Genomic DNA, 26,783 nt, shown 5'->3' with positions numbered 1-26,783 from the left:
GTGTTCTACTTTTAAGTATGGATCAGGATGCGGCAGCCCGGATCGCCGCCCGCTACGCCCGGCGAGCGGAGCCGATTGAACTCACCCCCGAAGAGCTGGACTTCGAACACCACCCCGCCGCCACGTCGGTGCCGGGGATTCCTGTCTGGGCCTGGATCCGGTTTCCCAGCTCCGCCGAGCGGGTCAAGGGCGAAGCCTGCACCTGGAATGCCAAGGCGGTCCAGGTGCTGTGGACTGACGCAGGCATCCGGCGCGCCACGTGGGTGTGGGCATCAGCCGTCACCCGGCGCACCAGCGGCGGCCGAAAGACGGGCCTTGGCGAGCGCACCGGTGGCGCAGAAACCGAGACTCCGTAGACTGGGCTCCGGCAGCCGTTGGATCCGAGCAGGGAGCACACATGGACATTCTTCTCATCGGCGGAACCGGGGTCATCAGCTCCGCCGTGGCCGGGCATGCGGCTGAACTGGGCCACCGGGTCACCCTCCTCAACCGCGGAGCCTCAACCTCGCGGCCGGCTCCCGCTGGAACCGAGGTTCTGCACGCGGACATCCGTGATCCGAGGGCGGCTGCCGAAGTCCTGTCCGGCCGCGAGTTCGACGCCGTTGCGGACTTCATCTCGTTTGTTCCGGAGCAGCTGGCGGCGAGCATGAAGCTCTTCCGCGGCCGCACCGGCCAGTATGTGTTCATCAGCTCAGCCTCGGCCTATCAGAAACCGCCGGCCCGGCTGCCCATCCTGGAGTCCACTCCCCTGCGCAATCCCTTCTGGCAGTACTCGCGGGACAAGATTGCCTGCGAGGAACTGCTCACTGCCGCTTACCGGGACGAGGGTTTTCCCGGAACCGTGGTCCGCCCCTCCCACACCTACGACCAAACCATGATTCCGCTCACGGGAGGATGGACGGACCTGCACCGGATGCGGGCGGGGCTGCCCGTCCTCGTCCACGGGGACGGCACCTCCTTGTGGACCCTGACACACAGCCGAGACTTTGCGCGTGCGTTCACCGGCCTGCTCGGCCGGCCCGCGGCCGTGGGCGACAGCTACACCATCACCTCGGATGAGTTCCTGCCGTGGAATGAGATTTACCGGATCCTGGCGGCGGCGGCGGGTGTGCCCGAACCGCGGCTGGTGCATGTCCCGTCGGACACCATTGCCGCCCACGATCCCGGACGCGGGCCGGGCCTGCTGGGCGACAAGTCCCACTCGGTCATCTTCGACAACACCAAGATCAAGTCGCTGGTGCCGGGGTTCGCCGCCCAAATCCCCTTCGTCCAGGGTGCGGCGGAAATCCTCGCCTGGTACGACGCCCACCCCGCGGAACAGAAGATTGACCCGGGATTCATGGCCCTTTCGGACCAGCTGGCCGCCGCGGCGGGCTGATCCGAAAGGGTCCTGCACCGCAGAACGTGCTAGGAAGCCCAGCGTTTCATGAATGCGGCCATGGCGTCACGGGCGATGGTTTGTCCTGGCCGGTACTCCGAAGCGCCGCCTGCGGCGGGCCAGCCGGTGGACACTCCGTTGGCCGCGAGCCAGGAGATTTCCTTGTAGAACTGGTGGGATTTCGTAACGTCGGTGAAAGGCGATGTTTTGGGCGCCGTGTATTTTGGAGACCCCTTCAGCCGGTACAGGAAGGCGGCCATGGCGTCCCTGGACACCGGAATACCGGGACGGAATATCTGTGTGCCGTTTTTCTGCTTCCAGCCCGTCGATATTTTCTTGGCCGACAACCACGCTATTTCTTTGTAATAAGGATGCGAAGTTTTAACATCCGCGAAGGGGGATTTCTTCGGCGGCGTGTATGCGGGTGAACCGGAAAGCCGATACATAAAAGCCGCCATTGCTTCCCGGGACACCGCTTCAAAAGGACGGTATGTCTTGGTCCCGTTCTTTTCCGTCCACCCGGTGGAGACGCGCTTGGCGTGCATCCAGTTCATCTCGGACAGGAATTGTTGTCCGCTCTGCAGATCGCTGAAGGGAGACACCGGAGCCGGCGGAGCAGCCTTGGGGTAACCGGCCAGGTTGGAGACCACCAGATGCCACCCCTTGTACGGTCCGCTGGTGGGCACTACGTAGCCCACCCCGGCATGCGTCTCCCGCGGATCCAGCATCGCAGCCCGGTGGGCTGGAGAATTCATCCACCAATCCACCACGGACGCCGCTGAAAAGTTGAACGCGATGATTTCCCCGTACCAGTTGGCGCCGGAAGGAATGACGGACAGGCCGGCATCGGGGCGGTGAATGCCGTTCCAGTCAAAGTTCGGATCTGCTGTGGCAACCCGCAAATGGTTCGCCCAGCCCTGGGAACCGTCAGCGATCTGCTGGTTCCAGATCAGTGCGGGAACCCCCGCCGCCCGGCGCTTGGCATTCATCAGGTCAAACACCGCTGAAGCGAAGGCGTCGCTCCGGACCGCTTCCACTGAGGCATCCGGAACGGCTGCACCCGAGCCGGATACTCCGGCCGCAGCGGCCGCCGCATCGACGGATGCCTGAGCCGCTTCGGGAGACAGAAGACCGGGGTCAGGTTTCGGGGTATCCGGAGCCACGGGAGGAATGTCGGGAACCTCCGGCTGCTGCACCTCAACCGCCGGTACGGCAACAGTTCCGCGCGCCGGATGCGCAGCGGCTGCAGCACTTCCCGGAACGGCAACGGACGCAAGGGCTAAGGCACAGATGACACGGACGGCAGCAGTCCGGAAGGCGGTATTCTTTTTCATGATTGGGTTTATCGTAGCGGCACGCTGCGATATTAGTCCATCGTCCGGACGATAAATGGATTTGCCGGATTTATCGTCCGACACATCAGCGATTGATGCCCGCAAGAATCCGCTGGAATCTATTGTCCCAGCCGGAAGGCAGGAATGCCGGAAACCCTGTCCGCTGGTTATTGGAATGCGGTTAGGCGAGGTGATTCCGGCGGTTGCGGTGCTCCAGGAGCAGCCGGGCTCCGTTAATCATGAGGGTTTCCACGGGAACCCCCTGTTCTTCAGCCAGCTCCTCCAGCTCCCGTCCCAGTTTCGGCGGGATCCGCAGTTCAATGTTCATGCGTTAAATCGTATCGGCGCCGCAGACCCCGGGTGACCGATCCGGAGTTCATTACGTCACCCTTCGGCGGCACCCGGCACCCGGCACCCGGCACCCGGTGCATGAAGCGGCCCTCCGCCGGGTGCCGTGCGCAGCGGTCTAGAACTTGGTGTCGTAGCGATGCAGGAAAGCCGCCATTGCATCACGCTTAATCGGTTCGTAGGGACGGAAAGTTCCGTCGCTCCAGCCGGTGGAGATCCCGGTGGCGGCCAGCCAGCTGATCTCCTTGTAATACATGTTGCTGACCGCAACATCCTTGAACGGCGAGACCCGCGGAGCGCTGTAGGCGGGGCTTCCCGCCAACCGGTAGAGGAAGGCGGCCATGGCGTCCCGGTTGATGGCCAGTTTCGGTCCGAACTGGGTGCCGTTCCAGCCGGTGGCCACACCCTTTGCACGAAGCCAGTTGATCTCCTTGTAGAACTCGCTTCCCGCGATGTCCTTGAACTTGGACTGGGCCGGCGGGGTGTAGGCGGGTCTGCCCTCAACCCGGTACAGGAAGGCTGCCATGGCTTCGCGGCTGACCGGTTCCAGGGGACGGTAGGTCCCGTCCGCGTATCCCGTGGTAATCCGGGCATCCCTAAGCCAGGTAATGTCCTTGGCGAATTGTGAATTGGCCGGTACATCCTTGAACGGTCCCGCCGCCGCAGGCGCGTTCCGGGCGAAAGCGGTCAATGCGGCTTGAGTCCCGTTCCAAACGTTTGAATCCCCCACAAACGGTCCGGTGCTGCTGTACTGCCACACACTGTAGTAACTCCAGCTCGCCGGGAGCGGACCGGCGCCCACCTCGTTGTAGCTGGCAATATGCAGGGGGTTGTCCCCGAAGGCCGCACTGTTGCCGGTGCACCGTGACCACCAGTCGGTGGTCGTATAAATCATCGGGGTGCGGCCGGTGCGGGCCTTCACCTGGTTGGAGAACGCCTTGATCCAATTGACCATCTGGGTTGCGCTCATGTTGTAACAGGTATTCCCCAGGGAAGCATAGGGGTTGTACTCGATGTCCAGGAGGGGCGGAAGTGTCTTTCCGTCCGCTGACCAGCCTCCGCCGTTGTTGACGAAGTAGTTGGCCTGATCAACAGCTGAAGACACACTGGGCAGCGCAAAGTGGTAGGCGCCGCGGACCATACCCACGTTGTACGACCCGCCGTACTGCTGGTTGAAGTTCGGGTTCTTGTAGCTCGTTCCCTCGGTGGCCTTTGCGTAGGCAAACCGGGCTCCCTGAGCCCAGGCACGGTTCCAATCGACGTTGCCCTGGTGGCTGGAGACATCCATGCCCTGGATTCCTGGGGGACGCCAGTTTCCGCCCAGGGGTTCGGCCGCGTCAGGAGCAGCAGTGTCAGGCCCAGCAGTCTGCGGTTCGGATCCGGTAGGCGACGATGTCCCCGCCTCGGGATCCGACGCCGAAGGGTCGCCGGCTCCGGGCGTTTCGAGCATCTCATCGGGGGCCGGCAGCTGGGCATCGCCGGACACGGTGAGGCGGTGGATACCCTGGCCCATCCGTGCACCGTTCTCACCAATGATTTTGGCTTGCTCGGCCTCACTGAGGCTGGAGGCAGGCATGTCAGTGCCCATGGCGGGGACGGCAGCCGCGGCCGGACCCGCCAAGCAGGTGACGGCCAGCAAGGCTGCCAGCGCTGCCGATGTGAGGCCTGTGGAAAGCGTCGTCGTTTTCATTTATTTCCTGGATGGTGTTGTTGGTGTTCCCGCGCATTACGCAGATGTGAAAAACCACAAAGGTTTTCGATTACCGTTTTGCCGCACTGCACAGCCCCCCAGCCTTGCCGTTCGGCTGTTCCGGTCCCCGATGCAGCCGCCTCTCCCGGGAAATGATGGGAATGGAGAACTGATTCACCGTTTGTCGCGGCGAGGGGATTGATTCCCGGAGCCTGCTATTACGGTAGGCCAAGATAATTCCGGACGTCAGGTTGCACGGGCCGACTAGAGTACTTTGCAGGTAAATCGTTACATACTCACATTTTTGAAGTTCATTGCCTTGGCAACCGGATCCGCCATCCGAATAACCTCTGCCGCAGAATGTTCCCCGGTCAGCACTGAGGCGTTGGCCTTTGGGGAAACCAGCCACCTGCTGCACATCAGCGGGTACTGTCAGAATTATCCGGCAGGCTCCCCTGCCGGAATCCGATGGGCATTGGAGCATCATGGCAACGGACGTACTGGTAATTGTTGGAATGGGCGGCATGGGACAGGCCGTCCTGCGCCGTTCGGGCGCCGGCCGCAAGGTCCTGTTGGCCGATTTTGACGAATCCCTATTGGAGACTGTCGTTTCCACCGCGCTGGGGGACGGGTACGACGTCGTTTCCCAGCGGGTGGACGTTTCCTCCCGCGATTCCGTGGCGGCGCTGGCGGCAACGGCCGCGGAACTGGGAACGGTCACCGGCGTCGTGCATACCGCGGGGCTTTCTCCCGTCCAAGCGCCGGTGGAGGCCATCTGGAAGGTTGACCTGTTTGGTACCGCGGTGGTCCTGGACGAATTCCAGAAGGTCATTGCCCCGGGAGGCTCCGGCGTCTTCATCTCCAGCATGTCGGCGTACATGGTGGGCGGCCAGATTCCTGCTGACGTTCTGGCCAGCCTTGCCGCAGTGCCGACGGATGATCTGCTTCTGGTCCCGTTCCTCGCCGGCATCGGCAACCCCGGATACGCCTACGGCATCGCCAAACGCGCCAACCAGGTGCGGGTGCAGGCGGCCAGCCTTGCCTGGGGCGCCCGCGGGGCACGGGTCAACAGCATCAGCCCCGGCGTCATTTCCACGCCCATGGGCCAGCAGGAACTCGCCGGTGAATCGGGTGCGCAGATGCGGGCCATGATCGAAGGCTCGGGCACCAAGCGCGTGGGCACACCGGCAGACATCGCGAACGCGGCGGCTTTCCTGCTGGGACACGATGCCAGTTTCATCACCGGCATGGACCTGCTGGTCGACGGCGGTGTGGTAGCCGCCCTCGACGCCGCGCAGCGCGCACGCGTGGCGGGCTAGCGCCAGCCCTCAATCCACTCGGTCCGATCCATTCCAAACCAATGCGGCGCTGCCATAACGCGGCGGTGGCCAACGGTACTCAAGCTGTGCTCCGTTGATCAGCAGCGGCGGGGGCACGAAGATCAGGTCACCGTAGTCACTCCGGCAGCCGCGCAGCACCGGCTCGAGCACCACCGGCTCGGTGCCGGCCGGAGGACCGGGCAGCCGCATCAATTCCAGAGCCGATCGCGCCAACGACAAATGAGCGGATCCGCTCAGTCCACGTGCACGGGCAGCCACCAGGGCGACGGCGGCAGCAGACATCCCCAGCCCGGTGGCGTAGTCCATAACCTGCACAGGGAGCGCACCCGGCCGCCACTGACCGTCCTCCCCGGTGCCCCCGTAGAGGTGGGAGATACCCGCGGCAGCCTGCACAATGCTGTCAAAACCGCGCCGGCCGGCCCACCCTCCGCGGTCCCCCCAGGCATCCAGCGAGACCACCGCCAGCCCGGGATGATCAGCACGCAGCGTCGCTGCCTCGAGCCCGAAGCGGGACAGCGCCTTTGAACGGTAGGCGGTGAGGACGACGTCGGCCCTCTCCAGCAGCGCGCGCAGCCTCCGGTAGGCGTCCGGGTCGCCAAAGTCCGCGACGGCGCTGCGTTTGGAGAACCCGGTGTCCACATACTGGTCCTCCAGTTCCGGGAAGGCCGGCGGATCCACGCGCAACACGTCAGCACCCAGTGAGCCGAGGATCCGGCTGCCCGACGGGCCGGCAATGACCCGGGTCAGGTCCAGAACGCGCAGTCCCGCCAGGATGCCGCCGCGGCCGCTCGGCAGGGATGCCGCCTCCACTGCTTCGAGGTTCAACCGGAGCCAGGGTTCGTGGAGTACGGCGCGCCCCGGCTCGGAGGCTGCCCACTGTTCAGGGGTGCGCACCGCCGCGGCCAGACCTCCGTGTTCCGTGACCGCTTCCTCCACATCCGCCGAGGTGCGCCGGCGCACCTCGGCGTCCACCTCCTCAGGCCTGCTGATATTCAGAGCCGCCAGCAGGGCACGTTCATGGTGCGGATAATTGGCGTGCAGCCGAACCCAGCCGTCGGCGCTGCGCCGGAACCCGGAAAGCGGAGCGAATCCCCTGACCGGATCGCCGTTGACGCGCAGGTGGGCAAATGAAGCAAATGACGCCGCCGCGCCGTCGGACGCCAAACCAACCTGGTCCCGGCGGCCGGCGGAAGACGCGTAAGCGGAGACCGCCGTAGCGAGCGCCTGCAGAGCCCCTAACCCGAGGCCTTCGACGTCGAGCGGGCCCGCCCACCACCACCGCGCTCCGGTCCGGGCAGCTGGTTCAAAACCATCCGGAAGCAACGGTGCCAGGCTGCGCCACAGTTCCGGTACGGGGGTCTGAGCCGTCATAAACGAAGTATGCACGTGTTCAATGCCAGCGCGCAGCAGCGGCCCCACCGCGTCCTGTTAGGGTGGCCCGAACGCGGCACGCGCTAAGGAAGGACCGATGAGAGACAACCCCAGCTATGCACTTGATGATGCAGAGGCCATCAAGGACCTGGTCCGCAGCAATCCCTGGTGCACTTTCATCAGCCAGGTGGACGGCCGCGGACTGGTCGCCTCCCACTATCCGGTCCTGTTGGACGAGGACGCCGAGGGGATAGTCCTGCTCAGCCATGTTGGCCGGCCCGACGAGGAGATACACGAGCTGGGGCGGCACGAAATGCTGGCGATCATCCAGGGTCCCCACGGCTACATCTCCCCCGGCTGGTACGACGGCGGTCCCGGCGTCCCCACCTGGAACTTCGCCGTCGCCCATCTCTGGGGCACGCCGGAAATCCTGTCGGACGCCGAAAACCTGGCAGTTCTGGACCGCTTGGTGGAACACTTCGAAGCGCCGCTGCCGGAGCCGCATCTGCTGCATTCAACCAGCGAGAACAGCGAGTATGCCCGCCGCATTGTCCACGGCACCGTTGGTTTCCGGCTGCGGGTCACCCGGATGGAGGGCAAAGACAAGATGAGCCAGGGCAAGAGCCCCGAAACAGTCCGGAGCGTCATCGACCACTTGGAGCGGCCGGGACCCTACGCCAATCCGCCGCTGGCCGTGCGAATGCGGCAGATCAACGCCGAAACCCTTGGCTGACAAGCCGCCGGGAACCCGCCCGTACAGCCTATGAACGCCCTGCAGCCACAAAGGACACTCATGGACCCGCACAGCATCCTGCTGAGGAACGCTTCGTTCCCTTCCCTCCCGGGACTGCACGACGTCGCGCTGCACGCCGGACGCATCGCGGCCATTCGTCCGGCGCGGGGAACTGCACCGGGGCGGGGCACTGATGAGGTCCACGACCTCGACGGACGCTTTGTTCTCCCCGGCCTGTGGGACAACCACGTTCACTTCACCCAGTGGGTGATCCGGCAGCAGCGGCTGGACCTGACGGGCAGCGGCAGCGCCGCGGATGTCCTCGCACTGGTGGCAGCAGCCATTCCGACCGGAACCGCAGGGGAACCCCTGGTGGGGTTCGGTTTCCGCGATGCCCTCTGGCCGGACAGCCCAACATGCGCCGGCCTGGACGCCGCCTCAGGCACGACGCCGGTGGTCCTGATCAGCGCTGACCTGCACTGCCTCTGGGTCAACACGGCGGCAGTCCGCACTCTGGGCATCACAGGGGCCGACGGCGGCCTGGTCCGGGAAGCGGAGTGCTTCCGGACACTGGAGAAACTTGAGGATCCGGACACCATCTCGTTCGAGGCCTACCGGCGGGCCGCTGAAGCGGCAGCCCGCCGCGGCGTCGTCGGCATTGTGGACTTTGAAAACGCCGACAACCTGCAGCTCTGGCCCGAGCGCGTCCGTCACGGTGTTGATGCGTTGCGGGTTGAGGTCTCGGTGTGGCCGGACCGGCTGGCCGGCGCCATCGAACTCGGAGTGAAAACCGGCGACGTGCTGGACGAGTGCGGGCTCATCACCATGGGTCCGCTCAAGGTCATCGTGGACGGGTCACTGAACACCCGCACAGCCTGGTGCTGGGACCCGTATCCGGAGCTCCCCGCGGGCCGGAAGCACTCCTGCGGCCAAAACACAGTCCCGATGCATGAGCTGCGGATGCTCATGGCTGCCGCGCGCGACGCCGGTATCGGTGCCGCAATTCACGCCATCGGCGACCGGGCCAACACGGAGGTCCTGGATATCTTCGAAGAGCTGGGCATGACCGGTGTGATCGAGCACGCACAGCTGGTGCGGGAGACGGACTTTGCCCGTTTCGAGGAGCTGGGCCTGGCCGCCAGCGTCCAGCCCGAGCACGCCATGGATGACCGGGATGTGGCCGATATGTTCTGGCCCGGACGCACCGAGCGGGCGTTCGCACTGGCCTCCCTGCACCGTGCCGGGGCAAACCTGCGGCTGGGTTCCGATGCCCCGGTGGCTCCACTGGATCCCTGGTTTGCGCTGGCCTCAGCGGTCAGCCGGAGCCGGGACGGCCGGGAACCGTGGCACCCCGAGCAGTGCGTGCCCGCGGAGGTTGCCCTGGCCGCGAGCGCCCGCGGCCGGTCCGGGGTGCGGGTGGGCGAGGCGGCCGACCTTGCCGTCACCGAGATGAATCCCCTGACCACGCCCGGTGAGCAGCTGCGCACCATGCCGGTCTCGGCAACGCTGCTCGGCGGCAGGTTCACCTGGTCCGGCCTCTGAGCGGCAGCACCCGCGACGGCGTTTCGGGAGAGGGCCGTCCGGACCAGAACTAGGCAGCTACGATGCCTTCCTCTTCCCGCACCCGTGCGCGTTCATCGGACAATCGGATCCTCCGCACGCTCCACCGATGAGTCAGGACCAGCAGGACTCCGGCAGCAACCAGCCACAGTGCCAGCTTTAGCCCGTCAATGCCGAACGGCTGGCCCGGGAAATACACCATGCTTTGCGCCGCGTGCAGCCAGGCCGCACCGTTCCAGAACGTCCCCAGCGCGGCGAAGAACGGCGGCAGTGTTTCCGACGTAAAAATGCCGCCGCTGCTGGTGAAGTTGAGCATGACAAACAGCATCGTGAGGGTGGGCGTGGTCCATTTCCGCAGCACCGGATGCAGGGCGACGCCCAGCAGTGCAATCGTGGTGACATAGAGCCAGGACAACAGCCACATGCTCCAGAGCCCGTTTTCCAGGATCCCGTAAATGGGGCCGGCGATGATCACGCCCATCCCCGCAATCACCGCAGAGCTGCCGACGACGGCGGCGGCCCGCCATGGAACGGAGACCTGTCCGGCAACGGCGGAGATTGCCACCGCACTCGAGTATGCTCCGACGCTCAGCCCGACGAGCAGGAAAAACAGCCCCTGGGAGGTCGGATCATGTTCGTTGGTGGGTACCACATCAACGATGTCCAGCGGCAGATGCTGGTCAAAAGCGACGGGCTGGAAAATCTTCTTGGCCACCTCCGCCGTCGTCGCGGAGGCCGCTGACGCAACGTACAGCGTCGCCTCTACGTCGCCGGGCTCGTAGGCCGCGGAGATTTCGCGGTCGACCATCAGCTGGCGGGCCGTTTCGGCGTCGGCCACCACCCGGGTATCGAGACGCCCGGGCTCCGCGTCATTGAGCTGCTGGGCGAAAACCTCCGCCGAAGTCCCGGTACCGATGATTCCGAGGGACAGATGGTTGGGTTCGGGCTCATGGAACGCGCCCAGATAGGCCAGTCCCATTCCCGCGGCAAGGAAGAACGGAATCAGAAGGTGCATTCCCAGGGACTTCCAGAAGGAAACACCAGGAACGGAACCCCCGTGCCGGGTTGGTTGCACGATCGGCTCCGGACGGACTGATTCAGGTGACGATGCGGTAAGGGACGGGTCAGGCATGGGGCCTCTCAGGAAACACGACGGAGAACTTCCGTAAGTTGCACTATGCAACGTTCTATTGTTGCATAGTGCAACATCACTTGGATACCGCGGCGTGTCATCGCTCCCAGAAGGTAAGTTGGAGGAGTGGCACAACAGGACAGATCCAGGGACATTGCAGTGGGAAGCGTCTACGACCAGATCGATGCGATCTACCGGCGGGCCGTGGCCCGATCACGGCGGATCAACGCCCCGCTGACGCAGGTCGAACAGTCCCTCCTGGCCTTCATCGGCGGCAACCCCGGGTGCCGCGCCACGGATATTGCTTCCGCCTTCTCACTGAACCGCTCCACCGTCTCGCGCCAGATCCACGCCCTGGCGGAACTTGGCCTGGTGGTTGAGGGCGACAGTGACAGCCAGCCGCGCCGCGGCCGGGCCTTGTCCGTGACGGAGGAGGGAGCAGACCGGCTTAAGCGGTCCCTGGCCATTCACCGTGAGGCCGTGCGGAACCGTCTGGACGGGTGGAGCGAAGCCGAGCTTCGGGATTTCGCCGCCGCTTTGGAGCGGTTCAACGGCGCCAAGGACGAAGGTCAGTAACCCGGCGCGGCAGGAAGTCCCAGATATTCTTCCAAGGTGGTGCCGGCGTCGTGCATTGTCCGGGCATGTTCCGTCCCCACGTACCGCAGATGCCACGGTTCATGGGCGTACCCGGTGATGTGCTCGGCTCCTGCCGGATAACGGATGATGAAGCCGTAGTGCTGGGCATTGGCGGCCGCCCACGAACCCGCCAAGGTTTCGGCGAAGCAGGATTCCAGGGCGCAGGTTCCGTCCGGGTTGGCGATGTCGATGGCCAGCCCCGTCTGATGCTCGCTGTACCCGGGACGGGCCGAAATGGCGTCGGCTGCCTCCGGCCCAAAGTTCTCCGTGTAGGAGACGTACAGCTGGTCCTGCTCTGCTCCGGTCCGAAAGCCGCTCACCGCGGACATGGGAACTCCGGCGGCGCCCGCTTCCGCTGCCATTTGCCGGTAGGCCCCTGCAGCCTCGGCCCGCAGCGGCACGCCGCCGGCGTCGGCAAGGTCCTGCGGAGCGTGGTCCGCAGGCACCGGGCGCTTCTTATTAACCACAACCAGCGTGCTGTCCGGGGAATCGAAGTCCAGCACGGCGGCCGCAGCGGGCTGCGCTGACTGGGCCGGGAGCTCTTTGGAACCGGGGCAGAATAGGTAGATCAGCAGGCCGAGAAAGACGCAGACGATCACAGTCCTCAATAACCTGGCGCGCTGTCGTGGCATCTCTACCTCCACTCCCGACTGTTCCATAACGGCCGTGCCGTGTGTGGCAGCGACTCGGACCGATGTTCCCCGGCCGGCAGCGGTGTTAGGGTCCTTGCATGCTGCAGCAACTCCCGCCGGACAATACCTTTGATCACCGCCGCTCCGGTGACGGCGAGCATGTGGGGTACATCCATATGACAGATGCTGGTGGCTTCATACCGTTTGATCTGTTGCACCGGCAGCGGGCGGAGGCGTTGGAACTGGAGGAGGCCGAGAATCTCCTGGATGACCTCGGCCTGGCGATGTTCGTGGAGGATTGGTGGCTCGATCTCGACGGCGAACAGGTACCGGTCCTCATCCGGGAAGTCCGGCGTGACGGGGTGTCCGTGGCTTTCACTGCTTCCGGTGCCATCGCCAAGGCCGCCGATATGACCACGTCCATCGACATTCTGTTGCCGACGGACCGGCTGCACCAGGCGAAGGGGACGGGGACGTGAAATGAATTCCTATCTGGTCCTTCTGCGCGGCATCAACGTGGGCGGCAGGAACAAGATCCCCATGAAACCGTTGCGGGAGCATCTTGAGGATATGGGATACCAGCAGGTGTCCACGTATATTGCGAGCGGCAACGTCCTGCTTGCCTCACCCGATTCCCCGGAACAGGTGGGAAGGGAAGTTGAGGCGGCTCTGGTGGAGAAGTTCGACCTTGATGATGACCTCATCAAGGTGCTGGTCCTCAGTCCCGACCAGCTGCACAGCGTGATCGATTCCAGGCCGGAGGGGTTCGGTGAGCAGCCGGAGAAGTACCATTCCGACACCATTTTCCTGATGGGCATCGATGCGGAAACGGCCATGACGGCGTTTCGACCGCGGGAAGGCGTGGACCGGGTCTGGCCGGGCGACGGCGTCATCTATTCACAGCGCCTCAGTGCTGAACTAACCAAGAGCCGGTTGAGCGCGGTCATTGCATCGCCGCTGTACAAGTCCATGACCATCCGCAGCTGGAACACCACCATGAACCTGCGGGACCGCCTCACTCCCCTGTAGCGACAGGACCCGCGCTAAGCATTCCTTGCAGGTATCACTCACTGAAAGCCCAGCCCCCTGCTCCTGGCGGAGTACGTGGGCAAACTGAGTGCTCACAGTCGAATGCTATGGCCCATATCGGTAGGCAGCGGAGTTGAACGTGATTGGGAAGTCAAGATTGCTCGCTCCAACGTGGAACTGCGAGCCGAGTCTCTCTTTCTTTCGAACCATGTAACGCCGGTCCAACCATGCCGCCATTGCGCGGAAGATCAAGGCAATTGCAAAAAACATTGAGAACATGACAAAGCCGGTGGCCAAGACAGTCGCAGGCCCGGCTGGAGTGCCATCACTCGATTCGTATCCACTTGTCACAATCGCCAAGGTGAAGAGGACGCTGAGCGCTAAGAAGAGCCAGTATCCCCACCGAAATGCACGGGCACTTGGACTTTTCAGAGGCAGAAGTAACGCCCTTCTCAAAGCTCGGTAACTCACAGATGGAGTCTGCTCATTGGTTAGCCTTGGCTGGAGGGCATGAGACAGGCGGTCGCGGGAGTCCACCAAATCTCTGGAAACCTCGCGGCGCACACTAGAGGCCCCGTCGTTGTCGTTATCGGCTTCAACGACTAAGCCATAGGTCTCAAGCCACGTCCGCAAGTACAAAACGCGATTTCGCTCTTCGGAGATCGCTTTCATTCTTTGTTGTACAGCGTCCTTATCCTTGCGTCGCTCAGAGAACCAGAACCCAGCCGTTGTCAGGCCTGCAGTCATTAACGCGGGCAGAAAAGCGATAGCTAGCTCCCACGAGGAACCATCATCCACGACGTTGCTCCCCCCTCTACGGAAGATCTCCCTCAAGGATGAACCTGGTCTCAGCCCGGGTCAACGTCCCTCGAATTCGCATCGGTAAGCGAGCTGCGTGCGACTAGCTCGACACGTCATGCGACTCATGGACGGTTAACGTAGAGAGCATGAGCTACGAGTACGACGTCGAGATCCTCCACCTGCTCGTCTCCGGCGCCCACGCTTATTTCGGCCGCGCCCGGGACGGTGCAGCCGACGTCGCCACCACCGATGCCGAGCGGGTGGAGGTAGTAGCGGGGAAGGGAATTGTGGGTGACCGGTTCTTCGGCAAGGCGGCCCACATGGATGCTGCCGTCACCCTGTTTGCCGTCGAGTCCCTGGAGGCCATCGCCGCGGACCTCGGCGCTGATCAGTTCGATCCGTTGCTCCCCCGCCGCAATGTGGTGCTCCGCGGCGCTGAACTCGCACCTCTTATCGGGCAGGACTTCACGCTCAGATCAGCCGCCGGCAGCGTTGACGTCCATGGAGGCCGGCATGCACACCCCTGTGCCTGGATGGATACGGTCCTGGCCCCCGGCGCACACAAGGCGATGCGTGGCCGGGGCGGCCTGCGCTGCCGGCCACTGACCAGCGGAATCCTCCAGCGGGGTCCGGCGCAGCTGATCAGTCCTGTTCCGCTGGATCCCGCCCAGGCGCATGTGCCCTCGATGCTCCGCCCCGGCCGGTTGCCCTAGCGCCGGACTTTACGTTTCGGTCGGAGGGTCCTCCCCCACCAGCCCGTCAATCGACTCTCTGATCAGATCTGCGTGCCCCACATGGCGGGCATACTCCTCGATCAGGTCAATCAGCATCCGGCGGAGGCTCCCCACCTCCCCGCCAGCCGCCGGCAGCAACTGGTCGAGCCCTCCGTTGTCCAGCGCCTCGGCAAGGCTTATTCGGGAACGCGCTGCGGCATCGTTCCACAGGCGGTAGAGATCCTCGGGACTGTCGTTGGCGGCAGTGTGCCAGTCCCAGTCTCGATCGTTCTCCCAGTCCACGGTGTTCCACGGAGCACCAGGGTCCCGGCCCCACAGCCGCCAGGAGAAGTAGATATCCTCCACCCCGGCCAGATGCTTGAGCAGCCCACCGAGTGTGATGGCAGAGGAGCCCAGTTTCACGGCCAGTGCTTCGGCATCCAGACCCGCTGTTTTCCATGCGAAAGTTGCCCGCTGCCGGTCCAGGGAACCGGCAAGGGTTTCCGCTTCGGTCCCGGCCAGCGGCGGCTCAATGCGGCCGGCCGAGTTGTTGTCGGTCATGCCGGGCTTATGTTTCCGGCCAGCTCGGCCCGGAGCTCCTCATTCTCAGAGGTCCACTGCCTGAGCCCAATAACAACCTGGTCGAGAAAGTCGTCAACCTCGTCCGGCGAATAACCTCCGCGGAGTTTGTTGGGAGGGAAGTCGTGTAAGACCACCTGTTTTGCCGTGAGAATGGGTTCGGTAATAGTGACAGGTTCGCTCAGTGGGTTCGCCTTCTTCAGGTGCAGGCGTTCGTTTTCGTCCTGGAGCCGCTGGAATTCCCGAACTATTCTGTCAAGGAAGGCATTAACCTCCAGCCCGTCGTATCCCTCCCCGAGTTTCACCGGCTGGAACCGCTTGGAGGCAACTTCCTCGGCAGTCATGGCCTGTTTCATCCTTGACGTCGGTCTGGGCTTCTCCTGAGGCGCTGCCATACCATCCGGCGTCCTCTTCGGTTTGAAAGACTTCCAGATAAAGACAACCAGCAGCACCACTGCAATAAGTGCCGCGAAAAGAATCACGTTGCCGCCACCACCGTTGTCACCCTGAGCAAACAGCGACATTCTTTCCACCGACATGGGTGTCCATTTCTCGTTGGGATCCGTGCACATCGAAGTCTTCATTCCCCGTGACCGAGCCCGAGGCTAGCAGTTTTGGGAATCCCGGGCCAGCATAAAAGACCAGTAGTTCCTCCATCCGGGGTGCGCACTTCGCAAGTTGGCCGTTTGCGGCTCGGCGTTAAAGACAGCAGCACCGGACCTGTCGGTCCGATGCTGCGGTAATGGTGCACATTTACATAAAGACTAGAAGTCCCAGTCGTCGTCTTCCGTGTTCACGGCCTTGCCGATCACGTAGGAGGAACCGGACCCGGAGAAGAAGTCGTGGTTCTCATCCGCGTTCGGGGAGAGTGCGGACAGGATGGCCGGGTTCACGTCCGTCACGGTGGACGGGAACATGGCTTCGTAGCCCAGGTTCATCAGTGCCTTGTTGGCGTTGTAGTGCAGGAACTTCTTGACATCCTCAGCCAGGCCGACGCCGTCGTACAGGTCATGCGTGTACTGGACTTCGTTTTCGTACAGCTCGAAAAGCAGCTCGAACGTGTAGTCCTTGATCTCGGCCTTGCGCTCCTCGGAGGCGCCTTCCAGGCCCTTCTGGAACTTGTAGCCGATGTAGTAGCCGTGTACGGCTTCATCGCGGATGATCAGGCGGATCAGGTCTGCCGTGTTTGTCAGCTTGGCCCGCGAGGACCAGTACATCGGCAGGTAGAAGCCGGAGTAGAAGAGGAAGGACTCCAGCAGTGTGGAGGCCACCTTGCGCTTCAGGGGGTCATCGCCGCGGTAGTAATCCGTGACGATGTGTGCCTTCTTCTGCAGGTTCTCGTTCTCGGTGGACCAGCGGAAGGCCTCGTCGATCTCCTTGGTCGAGCACAGGGTGGAGAAGATCGAGGAGTAGCTCTTGGCGTGTACGGATTCCATGAACGCAATGTTCGTGTAAACCGCTTCCTCGTGCGGGGTGAGCGCGTCGGGGATCAGGGAGACGGCGCCAACAGTGGCCTGCATGGTGTCCAGCAGGGTCAGGCCGGTGAACACGCGCATGGTCAGCTGCTGCTCTTCCGGGGTAAGCGTGTTCCACGACTGCACGTCGTTGGACAGCGGCACCTTTTCCGGCAGCCAAAAGTTGTTGACCAGGCGGTTCCAGACTTCCACGTCCTTATCGTCCTGGATCTTGTTCCAGTTGATCGCCTGGACGCTGTCGATCAGCTTCAGCTTCTCGGTCATGAATGATTCCTTGTCTTGAAAAGAGTGCGAGGGGTTAGGCAGTCACAGCAGGCGGAAACGCTACAGCATGCAGCTGACGCAACCCTCAACCTCAGTGCCCTCAAGCGCGAGCTGGCGCAGGCGGATGTAGTAAATGGTCTTGATGCCCTTGCGCCATGCGTAGATCTGCGCCTTGTTGATGTCACGCGTGGTGGCGGTGTCCTTGAAGAACAGCGTCAGGGACAGGCCCTGGTCCACGTGCTGCGTGGCAGCGGCGTAGGTGTCGATGATCTTCTCGTAGCCGATTTCGTACGCATCCTGGTAGTACTCCAGGTTGTCGTTCGTCAGGTACGGAGCCGGGTAGTAAACGCGCCCCAGCTTGCCTTCCTTGCGGATCTCGATCTTCGCGGCCACCGGGTGGATGGAGGAGGTCGAGTTGTTGATGTAGGAGATGGAACCCGTGGGCGGCACAGCCTGCAGGTTCTGGTTGTAGATGCCGTGCTCCATGACCGAAGCCCGCAGCGCAGCCCAGTCTTCCTGGGTGGGAATGTGGATGCCCTGGAACAGTTCGCGCACACGCTCCGTCTTCGGGACCCACTCCTGGTTCACGTACTTGTCGAAGAACTCTCCGGTGGCGTACTTGGAGCGCTCGAAGCCGGCAAACTTGCGGCCGGTCTCGATCGAGAGCAGGTTCGAGGCCCGCACCGCGTGGTAGACCACGGAGTAGAAGTAGATGTTCGTGAAGTCGATGCCTTCTTCGGAGCCGTAGTACACCCGCTCCCGTGCAAGGTAGCCGTGCAGGTTCATCTGGCCCAGGCCGATGGCGTGGGAGGCATCGTTGCCCTTGGCGATGGACGGCACGGAACCGATGTGGCTCATGTCCGACACAGCGGTCAGGGCGCGGATGGACGTCTCGATGGTCTGGCCGAAGTCCGGGGAATCCATCGTCTTGGCGATGTTCAGCGAACCGAGGTTGCACGAGATGTCCTTGCCGGTCTCGGCGTAGGACAGGTCATCGTTGTACGTGGTGGGCTCGGAAACCTGGAGGATCTCGGAGCACAGGTTGGACATGATGATCTTGCCGTCGATCGGGTTTTCCCGGTTCACCGTGTCCTCGAACATGATGTACGGGTAGCCGGACTCGAACTGGATTTCCGCCAGGGTCTGGAAGAACTCGCGGGCCTTGATCTTGGTCTTCTTGATCCGGGCGTCGTCCACCATCTCGTAGTACTTCTCGGTGACCGAGATGTCGGAGAACGGCACGCCGTAGACCTTTTCGACGTCGTACGGGGAGAACAGGTACATGTCCTCGTCGCGCTTGGCCAGCTCAAAGGTGATGTCGGGAACGACGACGCCGAGGGAGAGGGTCTTGATGCGGATCTTCTCGTCGGCGTTTTCCCGCTTGGTGTCCAGGAACCGGTTGATGTCCGGGTGGTGGGCGTGCAGGTATACGGCACCGGCACCCTGGCGGGCGCCGAGCTGGTTGGCGTAGGAGAAGCTGTCTTCGAGGAGCTTCATCACGGGGATGACGCCGGAGGACTGGTTCTCAATCTGCTTGATCGGCGCGCCGACTTCGCGGATGTTCGTCAGGGCGAAGGCCACGCCGCCGCCGCGCTTGGACAGCTGCAGGGCGGAGTTGATGGAACGGCCGATCGACTCCATGTTGTCTTCGATGCGCAGCAGGAAGCAGGAAACGAGCTCGCCTCGCTGGGCCTTGCCGGCGTTCAGGAAGGTGGGGGTGGCCGGCTGGAAGCGGCCGCCGATGATTTCGTCCACCATCTGGGTGGCAAGCTTCTCGTCGCCGCGGGCCAGGTGCAGGGCAACCATGCACACACGGTCTTCGTAGCGCTCCAGGTAACGCTTGCCGTCAAAGGTCTTCAGCGTGTACGAGGTGTAGAACTTGAAGGCACCGAGGAAGGTTTCGAAGCGGAACTTCTTCTTGTAGGCGCGCTGGTACAGGTCCTTGATGAAGTTCATGGAGTACTGGTCGAGAGTTTCCTTCTCGTAGTACTCGTTCTTGACCAGGTATTCCAGCTTCTCTTCCAGGTCATGGAAGAACACGGTGTTGTTGTTCACGTGCTCAAGGAAGTACTGGCGCGCAGCAGCGCGGTCGGCGTCGAACTGGATCTCGCCGTTCTTGCCGTACAGGTTCAACATGGCGTTGAGCTCGTGGTAACCGAGGTCCTTATAGGCCGCGGGGAGCTCCTTGGAGTCCGTCATGCCGGCTTCTGCGACTGATGCGTCCAAAACTCTTCCAATCCTTCGTTAACTTTGGCGACGTCGTCGGACGTGCCCATGAGTTCAAATCTATAGAGAACGGGGACCTTGCACTTCACGGAGACGATGTCCGCCGCAAGGCAATAGGATTCCCCGAAGTTTGTGTTTCCGGCGCCAATGACTCCCCGAATCAGGGAGCGGTTGCGTTCGTTGTTAAGGAACTTGATGACCTGCTTGGGAACGGCGCCGCGTGCTGCTGCACCGGGCTGCGCCGCGGTGCCCCCGTAGGTGGGCAGCAGCAGGACAAAAGGCCGCTGGGCCAGCAGGGTGGGTTCGGAGGTGTGCAGCGGGATTCTTCCCGCCTGCGTGTCCAGTTTTTCGACGAAGCGCCCGGTGTAACCGGATGCCGATGAAAAGAAAATCAGGGGCGCATCGGTCATCGGATGCTCATCTGCTGCGGATCCCGCTTCCGGGCCAAGCCCGGTGCGGTCTGCTATCCCCAGTGACATGGTTCCTGCGCTCCTGACGGTGCGGGTATTGCGGTTGTGGTGCGGGTGCTGCGGAAGCCGTTTTAGGCGACCGAGGTGACCGATGCCTGAGCCAGCGCGTCGATCTTGTCCGGCCGGAAACCTGACCAGGAATCCTGCTCGGTAACGACGACGGGAGCCTGCATGTAGCCCAGTGCGCGGACCCGTTCCAGGGCCTCGGCATCCTGGGACATATCCACGATCTGGTACGTGATGCCCTTCTTGTCCAGCGCCCGGTAGGTAGCGTTGCACTGAACGCAGGAAGGTTTGGTGTAAACCGTAACGGTCATGGTTGGTCTCCCCTATGTGAAGCCTTGAAGTCTGTCCATTGATACTACATCCAGACACTACATCTAGTGCGCAGCTCCAGCGGGAACCCCAAGATGATGTATTACAAGTATGTCATTCCCCCAGCCCGTCGTCCACAGCTAATGCACAGGGCCGGCAGGAAAATTCCGTGAATTCCCGCCGGAGGGCCGAGGGTTCTCCACAGCCTGTGCAGAGCGAACGCACAGCTTCGGCGGCGTAGCGAAGGCCACAATTTCATCGCGTGTCGCGGTACCACGGCGTGTCGCGTCCGGCGCGGATAAAGTGGTCGACGGCGGCATCCCCCGTAACCTCGCCCTGGCCCTGAAAGGCGGCACCAGTGGTAAACCCGATCCACCTCAAGACCCTCCTGGAAGTCATCCGGGTGGGGTCCTTTGCCGCCGCCGCCCTCCGGCTCGGATACACCGCTTCCGCCGTTTCCCAGCAGATGTCGGCGCTGGAGCGCGCCACCGGCACCCGCCTGTTCGAACGCTCGGCCCGAACGGCAGTGCCCACGGAGGCCGCCGTCGTCATGGCCCGCCACGCAGCCAAGGTTCTCACCGATATGGAAGCGCTAATGGCAGCCTCGGCCCGGGCTGAGGCAGGAACCAGCCACGAGCTGCGCCTGGGCATCTTTCCCAGCCTCGCCACCTTTGCCCTGCCCCGCCTGATCCGTTCCCCCGGCTGGCAGGATTTGGGCATCAACCTCAAAATCCACGTCGCTGAACCGGGCCAGACCATTCAGGGACTGCGCACCGGAGGCGAGCTCGACGTCGCACTCATCTACCAGGTGGGGCAGGGCGGGTTGGCCTGGCCCTCCACGATGAGCCGCCAGTGGCTCGGCGACGACGACTTCCGGGTGGTCCTCCCCCGCGCCTGGGGCATCCGGGAGGGATCACAGGTCTCCGCCGAGCAGCTCTCGGACATGCCATGGATCATGCACCACCCGGGGACGCCCGATGCCCTGGTCATTGAACGGCTTTTCGCCAGCTGCAATCTGCATCCCCGCGTCGCTGCGTACTGCGATGACTTCAACGCAAGCCTGGAGATGGCCGCCGCAGGACTCGGAGCGGCACTGGTCCCGGAGCTGGCGATGCTCAACCGGCACGACGACGTAGTGGTTCTGGATGTGCCCGAAATCCGTCTTGCCCGCAGTATCTTCGCGCTGCTCATCAATGAACGGGAGAATCCGCAGGTCCGGCTGTTCCTGCATCAGCTGGCCGAAGTACTGAGGACCCAGAGCATCGCACCGCGAACGGCGGCGGGACTCTGAACCGAACCGGTACCGGCGCCTGTGTGATCTGCCTTGCTGAAATCGGCCCGCGGGCGGGGCTCGGTCCATACTGAGCTGATGCCCTCTACAGGAAACCTCTTTCGCCGAACCGGCCAGTTGCTGCGGGGAACCTCGCTCACTGCCCTCCCGAAGCGTTTCGCCGGCGTACTGCGGTACACCCGTGTCCAGCTGGCCATCAAAGCTGCCCTGGCCGTGGCAATCGCCTGGACCGTTGCCCCCTTCGTGCCCGGAGTCGCCGCGCAGTACCCCTACTACGCTCCGTTGGGCGCCCTGGTCAGCATGTACCCCACCATCTCAGGTTCGGTGAAAGCGGGCCTTCAAACGCTGGCAGGCCTTGTTACGGGCATCGGGCTGGCCCTGGCGGGCCTGCTCCTGGGCAGCCCCTCCACTTGGACCATCGCCCTGGTTGTCGGCTTCGGAGTCCTGCTCGCAGGCATCCCCAAGCTGGGTGCGGGCCGGGACTATCTGCCCATGGCTGCCCTTTTTGTGCTGGTGGTTGGGATTGACGATCCGGACGGCTACTCTCTGGGCTACACCGTGCAGATGCTGGTGGGGGTCGTGGTGGGCCTGACCATCAACGCCGTCGTCTTCCCTCCGCTGCATCTCACCGGCGCCGTGGACGGTCTTGCCTCGCTGCGCCTGTCGCTGGCGCGCCAGCTCAAGGACATGGGCGAGGCCATCTCCGAGTCCTGGCCGCCGAAACATGAGGACTGGTCCAACAGGCGCACAGAACTTATCTCCTTCAGCAGGGAGGTGCGGGAGTCCGTCCAGCTGGCGGACAGCAGCCGCCACGGCAACCTGCGCAGCCGCCGCCACAACCACGATCTGGATGCTGATTACCGGGCACTGCGTGCCATGGAGCGCGTCACGCTGTACGTGGAGGACATGACGGAAGTCCTTGCCACCGCCATCTGGACCAGTCCGAAGGACATGCCGGTGCCCGATCAGCTCTCCGAACAGCTTTCCGAGGCCATGCTGGCCTGCGGAGAGGCCGTGGAAAACTGGGACGCGGACAGCGAGGAATACTCAGCAGCACGGGATGCGGTGCTCAAGCTCCAGACCGATATGAACACCGCGGCGTCCCCGGACAGTCCCGTGGACGTCACGGCATCCCTGGCGATGAGCATGCGCCGGGTTCTGCGCACGATTAGAACCGAAGAAGACCAGCCCTAGCCGCTGGACTGGCAACCTGGGCCCTGACGGTCTCCGGCAGCGACCGGATGAAGACAGCGCCGCCGGTTCCCACCAGCCGCTAACCGGCCTCGGGCAGCAAGCCCAGCTCCGCCAGCTGCCGGGTCATGCCGGCACCATCCGGAGCGTAGATCCAGGGAATCTCGGCCGGCCGCTCGCCCGACCGCGACGGCGAGCGGCCGCCGGCCAGGACGGCCTCCCCGGCTGAAAGCTGGCGGATGGCGATGGCCCGGACATTCTCCGGATGCCGTTTGGCGAATTCAGCATAGATCGCTTCGTCGTGTTGGCCGTTATCCCCGATCAGCAGCCATTTGATCTGCGGGAACTCCTTTGCCAACCGCTCCAGCTGCGTCTTCTTATGCTCCGGTCCGCTGCGGAACCAGCGGTCCCGGGTGGGACCCCAGTCGGTCAGCAGCAGCGGACCGGCCGGATAGAGGTTGCGGGTGATGAATCGGGTCAGCGTCGCTGCCACGTTCCACGCGCCGGTGGACAGGTACAGCACCGGGCTGCCGGGATTTTCCCGGGACAGCCGGTCCATCATCACAGCCATTCCCGGAGTGGGCGTGCGCGCATGCTCATCCAGCACGAAAGTGTTCCATGCCGCCAGGAACGGCCGCGGCAGGGCGGTCACCATGACGGTGTCGTCAATATCGGAGACCACACCCACCCGGGCGGACGGCTCCACAATGTAGACGGGCGCGGCGGCGGCTTCGGAGTCTTCCGAGCGCAGCGTTACGGTGGTCCAGCCCGGCGTCAGCTGCACGGGAATTACGACGTCGATGACACCCCCGCGGTCAGCGGTCACGGGATAGCACTCATCGCCGATTTCCACCGTGACCGATGCCTTGTTGATGGGCGGGCTCATGAAGTTGCGCCAGCCGCGGATGCCGTCGCGGATCGCTTTGGCACCGGCCGAATTCTCATCGGGCGAGGCATAACCCGGCTTGGCGAGGATGACCCGTCCCAGGACACGGACCCACTCGGTGGTTCCATATCCGGTGAACGGCAGGACGGTTTGGATTTCACCGCGTTTGCGGGCCCGGCCTTCGCGGTAACTGTGAAGGGCATCTTCCAGACGCATGCCAATGTGGCTGGCCTGCTCTTTGACGGAGGGAGCAGCACCGGCGGACGCGGAGGGGCTGGCTGACGGGTCTGAGGGTGTAGACGACATGGCTCCAGTCTGTCAGACACGGCCGCCGGCTGCTGTCGCCCGCCGAAGCACCCGGCCGTGCGGCTGACCGGGGCGGGAACAGACAAAAAGAAAACCGGCAGCACTGTCCGAAGACAGCACTGCCGGTTTCTGCCGGCTGCGGATCAGCGCCGGAACTGTGAAGTCATGGGGCAGTCAAAGGGATCCCTCGCCGAAAGGCCCACCGTGTTCAGGTACCGCACAACAATCCCGTAGGACTGCGTCAGGGACGTTTCGGTGTACGGAATCTTGTGCTCGGCGCAGTAGGCCTTGACGATCTCCGAAGCGCGCGCCAGGTGCGGGCGGGGCATGTTCGGGAACAGGTGGTGCTCAATCTGGTAGTTGAGCCCGCCCATCAGCGTGTTCATGCCCTTGCCCTTGATGTTGCGGGACGTGAGGACCTGGCGGGAGAGGAAGTCCACCTTGGAGTCCTTGGGGAGGATCGGCATACCCTTGTGGTTGGGAGCGAAGGAAGCACCCATGTAGACGCCGAACACTGCCAGCTGGACACCGAGGAAGGCAAAGGCCATGCCCACGGGCAGGAAGAAGAACACTGCACCGACGTAGAGACCCAGGCGCAGGAATACCATGGTCAATTCCGTGAAGCGGCCCTTAATCTGCTTGTTGGCAAACAGGTGCTTGATGGACGTGGCATGCAGGTTGATTCCCTCGAGCATCAGCAGCGGGAAGAACAGCCAGCCCTGGCGGCGGGCAAACCAGGCCATGAAGCCCTTTTGGCGCGCAGCCTGCTCCGGAAGGAAGGAAATGGTGTCCATGTCGATGTCCGGATCCTTGCCCACCGTGTTGGGGTTGGCGTGGTGCCGGCTGTGCTTGTTCATCCACCACTGGTAACTGATCCCGACGACGGCGTTGGCAACAAAGCGGCCTGCGCGGTCATTCGCGGGACCGGACTCAAACACCTGCCGATGGGCTGCCTCATGGGCAATAAATGCCAGCTGAGTAAACAGCACACCCAGCGCTGCAGCAATCAGCAGCTGGAACCAGCTTTCACCGATGAGGAAGAAACCCGTGCCTGCGGCCACTAGCCCGGCGCAGAGAAAAACAAACGTCGTGATGTAAAAGGAACGGCGCCGCTTTAGCAGGCCTTCATCACGGACGGCCTTCAGCAAACCTGAATAGGCGCTGACGACGGAATTAGTGCGAGTCTTCGATGCTGCTCGTTTGGCTGGTTGTGCAGTTGTGCTCATGCGGCCCTCTGGGTCTTTCGGCTTCCCAGCCGTCGGTATACGAGCAAGTTCTGCTCTATAGATATCTCCCACCCTAACCCGAATCCGGCCGAGAACCTTGTGATCGGACGCACAGATAGTTCTTCCTTGGTGCAATCCGGCGGATCCCCGCGTCCGTCACGCCGTACTATGGGCCTCAGCCGATCGAAGGAAACTCCTTGACAAACGCCCCCGCGCTTAGTGGAACCAGTGCCCCACCCCGCCCCCGGTGGTGGTGGGGCTTCGCACCGTTTGCGGCATTCTCCGTCATCCATGTCGGTGCCCGCCTCGCCGGTGCAGCCGATATCGCGGAACCGACCAAGCTGACACTGATGCCGCTGCTCGCCGTCGCCGCCGTGTGGGCAGTCCGCGGTGCCGTCCGTGCCGGCTTCCGCCGATCCGGCCGCGTGTCCAACGCCGCTCTGCCCTCAGCTCTCCTGCTGGCGGCGCTTTTCTTCTCCTGGCTTGGCGACGGCGCCGGTACCTTCTTCCCGTTCGCCCCGGAGCTGCCGGTGATGCTCGGTTCCTTTGGCATCGCGCACATCTGTTACATCTGGCTCATGGCCCGGTTTGTGGCACAGCGGCCGTTCCCCCGGTGGGCGCTCGTGTTTGCGTTGTGGTGGGTACTCATGCTGCTGGTGCTGTGGCCGACCCTGGGCAACCTGACGTTGGCCGTGGCGGCTTACGGGATCGTGCTTGCCGGCACAGCGGCCGCGGCCGCACGGTGCAGTCCAATGGTTTCAGCCGGCGGCGTGCTGTTTCTGTCTTCGGACACGATTCTGGCACTGCGCATCTTCATGCCCGAGGTGATGCCAAACTGGACCAGCGCTCTGGTCATGCTGACCTACTGTGCGGGACAGGGCCTCATTGTTGCCGGCCTGCTGCGAAGTACAGCCGCAGCCCGCCGGCCCCAATAACCCGCGCCCCGGCCGATCGGCAGCGGTCACCAAGCCCGCGGTCGCTGGTGACAGCCGTGACGCTGCGACCGCCGGACAGCAACTGCTCCACCTCAGCCACCACCGCATCATCCCCGGAGCCATCCGCCCTGGCCAGCCTCACCAGCGGGTCCGGATCTTCCGGGCCGGCGACCTTCCGCGCTTGTCCCTCTACAACCACCACGTATTCAGGGAACCAGACAGCGTCCGGAAGCCCCAGGGGCTCTCCGGGAAGCCCCCGTGAAGCCAGGGCAGAAACTGCATGGAGCAGGCGTGCTGCCGCCCCGGCGCGGTCTTTCCACCAACCGTCCGGGACCACCCCAACAACGTTCGCGGCGTCGACAACCACCACCGGGCGGACGTCCAGCAACGGCCGCAGCCACCGCCAGGACCGGGCAAAAGCGGGGTGCAGCGGAAGAGCCTGAACCTCATCCGGGGGGACCCAGGCCAGCGCATGGCTCTCGGCGTCGCTGATCACGGGCTCGAACGGTACCGTCACGTCACCAATGAGGGTCGCGTACGTCCACACGCCCAGGTCCAGCACGCTCATCATGCGGACCCGGATGGACGCGGCCGGCACACCGGCTTCTTCTGCGGCTTCCCGCAATGCCGCCCCCGCCGCGGACTCGCCCTCATGCCGGGCACCGCCGGGCAGGGCCCAGGTATCCCCGTAATGGCTCCAGGAAGCACGGTGCTGAAGCAGGATTCCCCGCTCCGGATCCACGGCGAGAAGCCCGGCAGCACCGAATTTCCCCCAATAGCGCTGGCCGTCCGGCCCAGCCACCCAGGCATCACCGGCGTTCCGCGCGCCCGTGGCACGTCCCGGCGGCGCTGCGGGGCAGCGCGGCTCATTGGCGGCAGACGGTTCACTGATCATGCGGCCACCCTATGGAATCGCAGCGTG

28 protein-coding genes are annotated in these 26,783 nt (G+C 63.5%); 12 read left to right on the top strand and 16 right to left on the bottom strand.

What is annotated here, in order from left to right:
- The first annotated feature begins 17 nt into the window (after positions 1-17).
- Together CXR00_RS07725 and CXR00_RS07720 are read left to right on the top strand one after the other, a co-directional pair.
- A complete protein-coding gene (locus CXR00_RS07725; RefSeq protein WP_104053951.1) occupies positions 18-356 on the top strand; it encodes a hypothetical protein in 339 nt (112 codons plus the stop codon).
- Positions 357-397: 41 nt separating this feature from the next.
- Positions 398-1,378, top strand: coding sequence for an SDR family oxidoreductase (locus CXR00_RS07720; protein ID WP_104053950.1), 981 nt, complete (start codon positions 398-400; stop codon positions 1,376-1,378).
- A 29-nt stretch (positions 1,379-1,407) separates the two neighbouring features.
- Here CXR00_RS07720 and CXR00_RS18515 read toward each other — a convergent pair whose 3' ends face one another.
- The 3 genes from CXR00_RS18515 to CXR00_RS18510 all read right to left on the bottom strand — a co-directional run bounded on the left by CXR00_RS18515 (position 1,408) and on the right by CXR00_RS18510 (position 4,750).
- Positions 1,408-2,712, bottom strand: coding sequence for an S-layer homology domain-containing protein (locus CXR00_RS18515; RefSeq protein ID WP_104053949.1), 1,305 nt, complete (start codon positions 2,710-2,712; stop codon positions 1,408-1,410).
- Positions 2,713-2,893: 181 nt separating this feature from the next.
- Complete coding sequence (locus CXR00_RS18235; protein WP_181032299.1) at positions 2,894-3,040, bottom strand: hypothetical protein; 147 nt, start codon at positions 3,038-3,040, stop codon at positions 2,894-2,896.
- Between the two features lie 138 nt (positions 3,041-3,178).
- Positions 3,179-4,750 carry a GH25 family lysozyme gene (locus CXR00_RS18510; protein ID WP_258060321.1) on the bottom strand — a complete coding sequence of 524 codons (1,572 nt, stop codon included), beginning with the start codon at positions 4,748-4,750 and terminating at the stop codon, positions 3,179-3,181.
- Positions 4,751-5,235: 485 nt separating this feature from the next.
- Here CXR00_RS18510 and CXR00_RS07705 point away from each other — a divergent pair, with 485 nt between their 5' ends.
- Entirely contained in the window at positions 5,236-6,069 is an 834-nt protein-coding gene (locus tag CXR00_RS07705; protein WP_104053948.1) for an SDR family oxidoreductase, read from the top strand.
- Between the two features lie 9 nt (positions 6,070-6,078).
- Here the strand turns inward: CXR00_RS07705 and CXR00_RS07700 are convergent, their stop codons facing one another.
- Positions 6,079-7,461 carry a CoA transferase gene (locus CXR00_RS07700; protein ID WP_104054789.1) on the bottom strand — a complete coding sequence of 461 codons (1,383 nt, stop codon included), beginning with the start codon at positions 7,459-7,461 and terminating at the stop codon, positions 6,079-6,081.
- 97 nt (positions 7,462-7,558) lie between these two features.
- Between CXR00_RS07700 and CXR00_RS07695 the strand changes: the two genes are divergently transcribed.
- Both CXR00_RS07695 and CXR00_RS07690 read left to right on the top strand, forming a co-directional pair.
- Positions 7,559-8,194 carry an FMN-binding negative transcriptional regulator gene (locus CXR00_RS07695; RefSeq protein WP_104053947.1) on the top strand — a complete coding sequence of 212 codons (636 nt, stop codon included), beginning with the start codon at positions 7,559-7,561 and terminating at the stop codon, positions 8,192-8,194.
- Between the two features lie 60 nt (positions 8,195-8,254).
- On the top strand, positions 8,255-9,736 hold the full coding sequence (locus tag CXR00_RS07690; protein ID WP_104053946.1) for an amidohydrolase: 1,482 nt from the start codon (positions 8,255-8,257) through the stop codon (positions 9,734-9,736).
- 49 nt (positions 9,737-9,785) lie between these two features.
- Here CXR00_RS07690 and CXR00_RS07685 read toward each other — a convergent pair whose 3' ends face one another.
- Positions 9,786-10,769 carry a hypothetical protein gene (locus tag CXR00_RS07685; RefSeq protein WP_104053945.1) on the bottom strand — a complete coding sequence of 328 codons (984 nt, stop codon included), beginning with the start codon at positions 10,767-10,769 and terminating at the stop codon, positions 9,786-9,788.
- Positions 10,770-11,012: 243 nt separating this feature from the next.
- Between CXR00_RS07685 and CXR00_RS07680 the strand changes: the two genes are divergently transcribed.
- Positions 11,013-11,462: a MarR family winged helix-turn-helix transcriptional regulator gene (locus CXR00_RS07680; protein WP_104053944.1), complete on the top strand. Its 450-nt coding sequence runs from the start codon at positions 11,013-11,015 to the stop codon at positions 11,460-11,462.
- Here the strand turns inward: CXR00_RS07680 and CXR00_RS07675 are convergent.
- Positions 11,456-12,154, bottom strand: a complete 699-nt coding sequence (locus CXR00_RS07675; RefSeq protein WP_181032504.1) for a D-alanyl-D-alanine carboxypeptidase family protein — start codon at positions 12,152-12,154, stop codon at positions 11,456-11,458. The genes CXR00_RS07680 and CXR00_RS07675 overlap by 7 nt on opposite strands.
- Positions 12,155-12,252: 98 nt before the next feature.
- On the opposite strand from CXR00_RS07675, the gene CXR00_RS07670 reads away from it, so the two are divergent.
- A complete protein-coding gene (locus CXR00_RS07670) occupies positions 12,253-12,633 on the top strand; it encodes a serine/threonine protein phosphatase (protein WP_104053942.1) in 381 nt (126 codons plus the stop codon).
- 1 nt (position 12,634) lies between these two features.
- The gene (locus CXR00_RS07665) at positions 12,635-13,183 is read left to right on the top strand and encodes a DUF1697 domain-containing protein (RefSeq protein WP_104053941.1); all 549 of its coding nucleotides are present in this window, start codon (positions 12,635-12,637) and stop codon (positions 13,181-13,183) included.
- 105 nt (positions 13,184-13,288) lie between these two features.
- Here the strand turns inward: CXR00_RS07665 and CXR00_RS07660 are convergent, their stop codons facing one another.
- A complete protein-coding gene (locus CXR00_RS07660; RefSeq protein ID WP_104053940.1) occupies positions 13,289-13,981 on the bottom strand; it encodes a hypothetical protein in 693 nt (230 codons plus the stop codon).
- 149 nt (positions 13,982-14,130) lie between these two features.
- Here CXR00_RS07660 and CXR00_RS07655 point away from each other — a divergent pair, with 149 nt between their 5' ends.
- Entirely contained in the window at positions 14,131-14,697 is a 567-nt protein-coding gene (locus CXR00_RS07655; RefSeq protein WP_104053939.1) for an MOSC domain-containing protein, read from the top strand.
- Between the two features lie 9 nt (positions 14,698-14,706).
- Here the strand turns inward: CXR00_RS07655 and CXR00_RS07650 are convergent, their stop codons facing one another.
- The 6 genes from CXR00_RS07650 to nrdH all read right to left on the bottom strand — a co-directional run bounded on the left by CXR00_RS07650 (position 14,707) and on the right by nrdH (position 20,028).
- Complete coding sequence (locus CXR00_RS07650; protein WP_104053938.1) at positions 14,707-15,258, bottom strand: DinB family protein; 552 nt, start codon at positions 15,256-15,258, stop codon at positions 14,707-14,709.
- Entirely contained in the window at positions 15,255-15,800 is a 546-nt protein-coding gene (locus tag CXR00_RS07645) for a DivIVA domain-containing protein (protein ID WP_181035566.1), read from the bottom strand. Before CXR00_RS07645 ends, CXR00_RS07650 begins: the two co-directional genes overlap by 4 nt.
- A gap of 240 nt (positions 15,801-16,040) precedes the next feature.
- Positions 16,041-17,015, bottom strand: coding sequence for a class 1b ribonucleoside-diphosphate reductase subunit beta (gene nrdF / locus CXR00_RS07640; RefSeq protein ID WP_104053936.1), 975 nt, complete (start codon positions 17,013-17,015; stop codon positions 16,041-16,043).
- Positions 17,016-17,075: 60 nt separating this feature from the next.
- Positions 17,076-19,214 carry a class 1b ribonucleoside-diphosphate reductase subunit alpha gene (gene nrdE / locus CXR00_RS07635; protein ID WP_104053935.1) on the bottom strand — a complete coding sequence of 713 codons (2,139 nt, stop codon included), beginning with the start codon at positions 19,212-19,214 and terminating at the stop codon, positions 17,076-17,078.
- On the bottom strand, positions 19,211-19,651 hold the full coding sequence (nrdI, locus tag CXR00_RS07630) for a class Ib ribonucleoside-diphosphate reductase assembly flavoprotein NrdI (protein ID WP_237685344.1): 441 nt from the start codon (positions 19,649-19,651) through the stop codon (positions 19,211-19,213). The genes nrdE and nrdI overlap by 4 nt, the downstream gene beginning before the upstream one ends.
- A gap of 131 nt (positions 19,652-19,782) precedes the next feature.
- The gene (gene nrdH, locus CXR00_RS07625) at positions 19,783-20,028 is read right to left on the bottom strand and encodes a glutaredoxin-like protein NrdH (RefSeq protein ID WP_104053933.1); all 246 of its coding nucleotides are present in this window, start codon (positions 20,026-20,028) and stop codon (positions 19,783-19,785) included.
- Between the two features lie 356 nt (positions 20,029-20,384).
- On the opposite strand from nrdH, the gene CXR00_RS07620 reads away from it, so the two are divergent.
- Both CXR00_RS07620 and CXR00_RS07615 read left to right on the top strand, forming a co-directional pair.
- Complete coding sequence (locus CXR00_RS07620) at positions 20,385-21,317, top strand: LysR family transcriptional regulator (RefSeq protein WP_104053932.1); 933 nt, start codon at positions 20,385-20,387, stop codon at positions 21,315-21,317.
- 78 nt (positions 21,318-21,395) lie between these two features.
- The gene (locus CXR00_RS07615) at positions 21,396-22,511 is read left to right on the top strand and encodes an aromatic acid exporter family protein (RefSeq protein WP_146068459.1); all 1,116 of its coding nucleotides are present in this window, start codon (positions 21,396-21,398) and stop codon (positions 22,509-22,511) included.
- Between the two features lie 79 nt (positions 22,512-22,590).
- Here CXR00_RS07615 and CXR00_RS07610 read toward each other — a convergent pair whose 3' ends face one another.
- Together CXR00_RS07610 and CXR00_RS07605 are read right to left on the bottom strand one after the other, a co-directional pair.
- Positions 22,591-23,610 carry an App1 family protein gene (locus tag CXR00_RS07610; protein WP_237685346.1) on the bottom strand — a complete coding sequence of 340 codons (1,020 nt, stop codon included), beginning with the start codon at positions 23,608-23,610 and terminating at the stop codon, positions 22,591-22,593.
- 233 nt (positions 23,611-23,843) lie between these two features.
- Positions 23,844-24,926: an acyl-CoA desaturase gene (locus CXR00_RS07605; protein WP_104053929.1), complete on the bottom strand. Its 1,083-nt coding sequence runs from the start codon at positions 24,924-24,926 to the stop codon at positions 23,844-23,846.
- A gap of 197 nt (positions 24,927-25,123) precedes the next feature.
- On the opposite strand from CXR00_RS07605, the gene CXR00_RS07600 reads away from it, so the two are divergent.
- Complete coding sequence (locus CXR00_RS07600) at positions 25,124-25,861, top strand: lysoplasmalogenase (RefSeq protein ID WP_258060319.1); 738 nt, start codon at positions 25,124-25,126, stop codon at positions 25,859-25,861.
- Here the strand turns inward: CXR00_RS07600 and CXR00_RS07595 are convergent.
- Positions 25,809-26,756 carry an NUDIX domain-containing protein gene (locus CXR00_RS07595; RefSeq protein WP_104053928.1) on the bottom strand — a complete coding sequence of 316 codons (948 nt, stop codon included), beginning with the start codon at positions 26,754-26,756 and terminating at the stop codon, positions 25,809-25,811. The two genes, CXR00_RS07600 and CXR00_RS07595, sit on opposite strands and share 53 nt — an antisense overlap.
- Between the last annotated feature and the right edge of the window lie 27 nt (positions 26,757-26,783).

The sequence above is a fragment of the Arthrobacter sp. 9E16 genome, from assembly GCF_002929435.1.
Taxonomy (GTDB): domain Bacteria; phylum Actinomycetota; class Actinomycetes; order Actinomycetales; family Micrococcaceae; genus Arthrobacter_B; species Arthrobacter_B sunyaminii.
The sequence above is the reverse complement of the archived record's forward strand: the minus strand, read 5'-3'. Positions and strand labels throughout refer to the sequence as shown.

Bases quoted from the DNA above. Each gene is read 5' to 3' on its own strand.
- CXR00_RS07725 (WP_104053951.1), top strand. From the start codon at position 18: ATGGATCAGGATGCGGCAGCCCGGATCGCCGCCCGCTACGCCCGGCGA.
- CXR00_RS07720 (WP_104053950.1), top strand. From the start codon at position 398: ATGGACATTCTTCTCATCGGCGGAACCGGGGTCATCAGCTCCGCCGTG.
- CXR00_RS18515 (WP_104053949.1), bottom strand. From the start codon at position 2,712: ATGAAAAAGAATACCGCCTTCCGGACTGCTGCCGTCCGTGTCATCTGT.
- CXR00_RS18235 (WP_181032299.1), bottom strand. From the start codon at position 3,040: ATGAACATTGAACTGCGGATCCCGCCGAAACTGGGACGGGAGCTGGAG.
- CXR00_RS18510 (WP_258060321.1), bottom strand. From the start codon at position 4,750: ATGAAAACGACGACGCTTTCCACAGGCCTCACATCGGCAGCGCTGGCA.
- CXR00_RS07705 (WP_104053948.1), top strand. From the start codon at position 5,236: ATGGCAACGGACGTACTGGTAATTGTTGGAATGGGCGGCATGGGACAG.
- CXR00_RS07700 (WP_104054789.1), bottom strand. From the start codon at position 7,461: ATGACGGCTCAGACCCCCGTACCGGAACTGTGGCGCAGCCTGGCACCG.
- CXR00_RS07695 (WP_104053947.1), top strand. From the start codon at position 7,559: ATGAGAGACAACCCCAGCTATGCACTTGATGATGCAGAGGCCATCAAG.
- CXR00_RS07690 (WP_104053946.1), top strand. From the start codon at position 8,255: ATGGACCCGCACAGCATCCTGCTGAGGAACGCTTCGTTCCCTTCCCTC.
- CXR00_RS07685 (WP_104053945.1), bottom strand. From the start codon at position 10,769: ATGCACCTTCTGATTCCGTTCTTCCTTGCCGCGGGAATGGGACTGGCC.
- CXR00_RS07675 (WP_181032504.1), bottom strand. From the start codon at position 12,154: ATGCCACGACAGCGCGCCAGGTTATTGAGGACTGTGATCGTCTGCGTC.
- CXR00_RS07670 (WP_104053942.1), top strand. From the start codon at position 12,253: ATGCTGCAGCAACTCCCGCCGGACAATACCTTTGATCACCGCCGCTCC.
- CXR00_RS07665 (WP_104053941.1), top strand. From the start codon at position 12,635: ATGAATTCCTATCTGGTCCTTCTGCGCGGCATCAACGTGGGCGGCAGG.
- CXR00_RS07655 (WP_104053939.1), top strand. From the start codon at position 14,131: ATGAGCTACGAGTACGACGTCGAGATCCTCCACCTGCTCGTCTCCGGC.
- CXR00_RS07650 (WP_104053938.1), bottom strand. From the start codon at position 15,258: ATGACCGACAACAACTCGGCCGGCCGCATTGAGCCGCCGCTGGCCGGG.
- CXR00_RS07645 (WP_181035566.1), bottom strand. From the start codon at position 15,800: ATGTCGCTGTTTGCTCAGGGTGACAACGGTGGTGGCGGCAACGTGATT.
- nrdF (WP_104053936.1), bottom strand. From the start codon at position 17,015: ATGACCGAGAAGCTGAAGCTGATCGACAGCGTCCAGGCGATCAACTGG.
- nrdE (WP_104053935.1), bottom strand. From the start codon at position 19,214: ATGACGGACTCCAAGGAGCTCCCCGCGGCCTATAAGGACCTCGGTTAC.
- nrdI (WP_237685344.1), bottom strand. From the start codon at position 19,651: ATGACCGATGCGCCCCTGATTTTCTTTTCATCGGCATCCGGTTACACC.
- nrdH (WP_104053933.1), bottom strand. From the start codon at position 20,028: ATGACCGTTACGGTTTACACCAAACCTTCCTGCGTTCAGTGCAACGCT.
- CXR00_RS07615 (WP_146068459.1), top strand. From the start codon at position 21,396: ATGCCCTCTACAGGAAACCTCTTTCGCCGAACCGGCCAGTTGCTGCGG.
- CXR00_RS07610 (WP_237685346.1), bottom strand. From the start codon at position 23,610: ATGCGTCTGGAAGATGCCCTTCACAGTTACCGCGAAGGCCGGGCCCGC.
- CXR00_RS07605 (WP_104053929.1), bottom strand. From the start codon at position 24,926: ATGAGCACAACTGCACAACCAGCCAAACGAGCAGCATCGAAGACTCGC.
- CXR00_RS07595 (WP_104053928.1), bottom strand. From the start codon at position 26,756: ATGATCAGTGAACCGTCTGCCGCCAATGAGCCGCGCTGCCCCGCAGCG.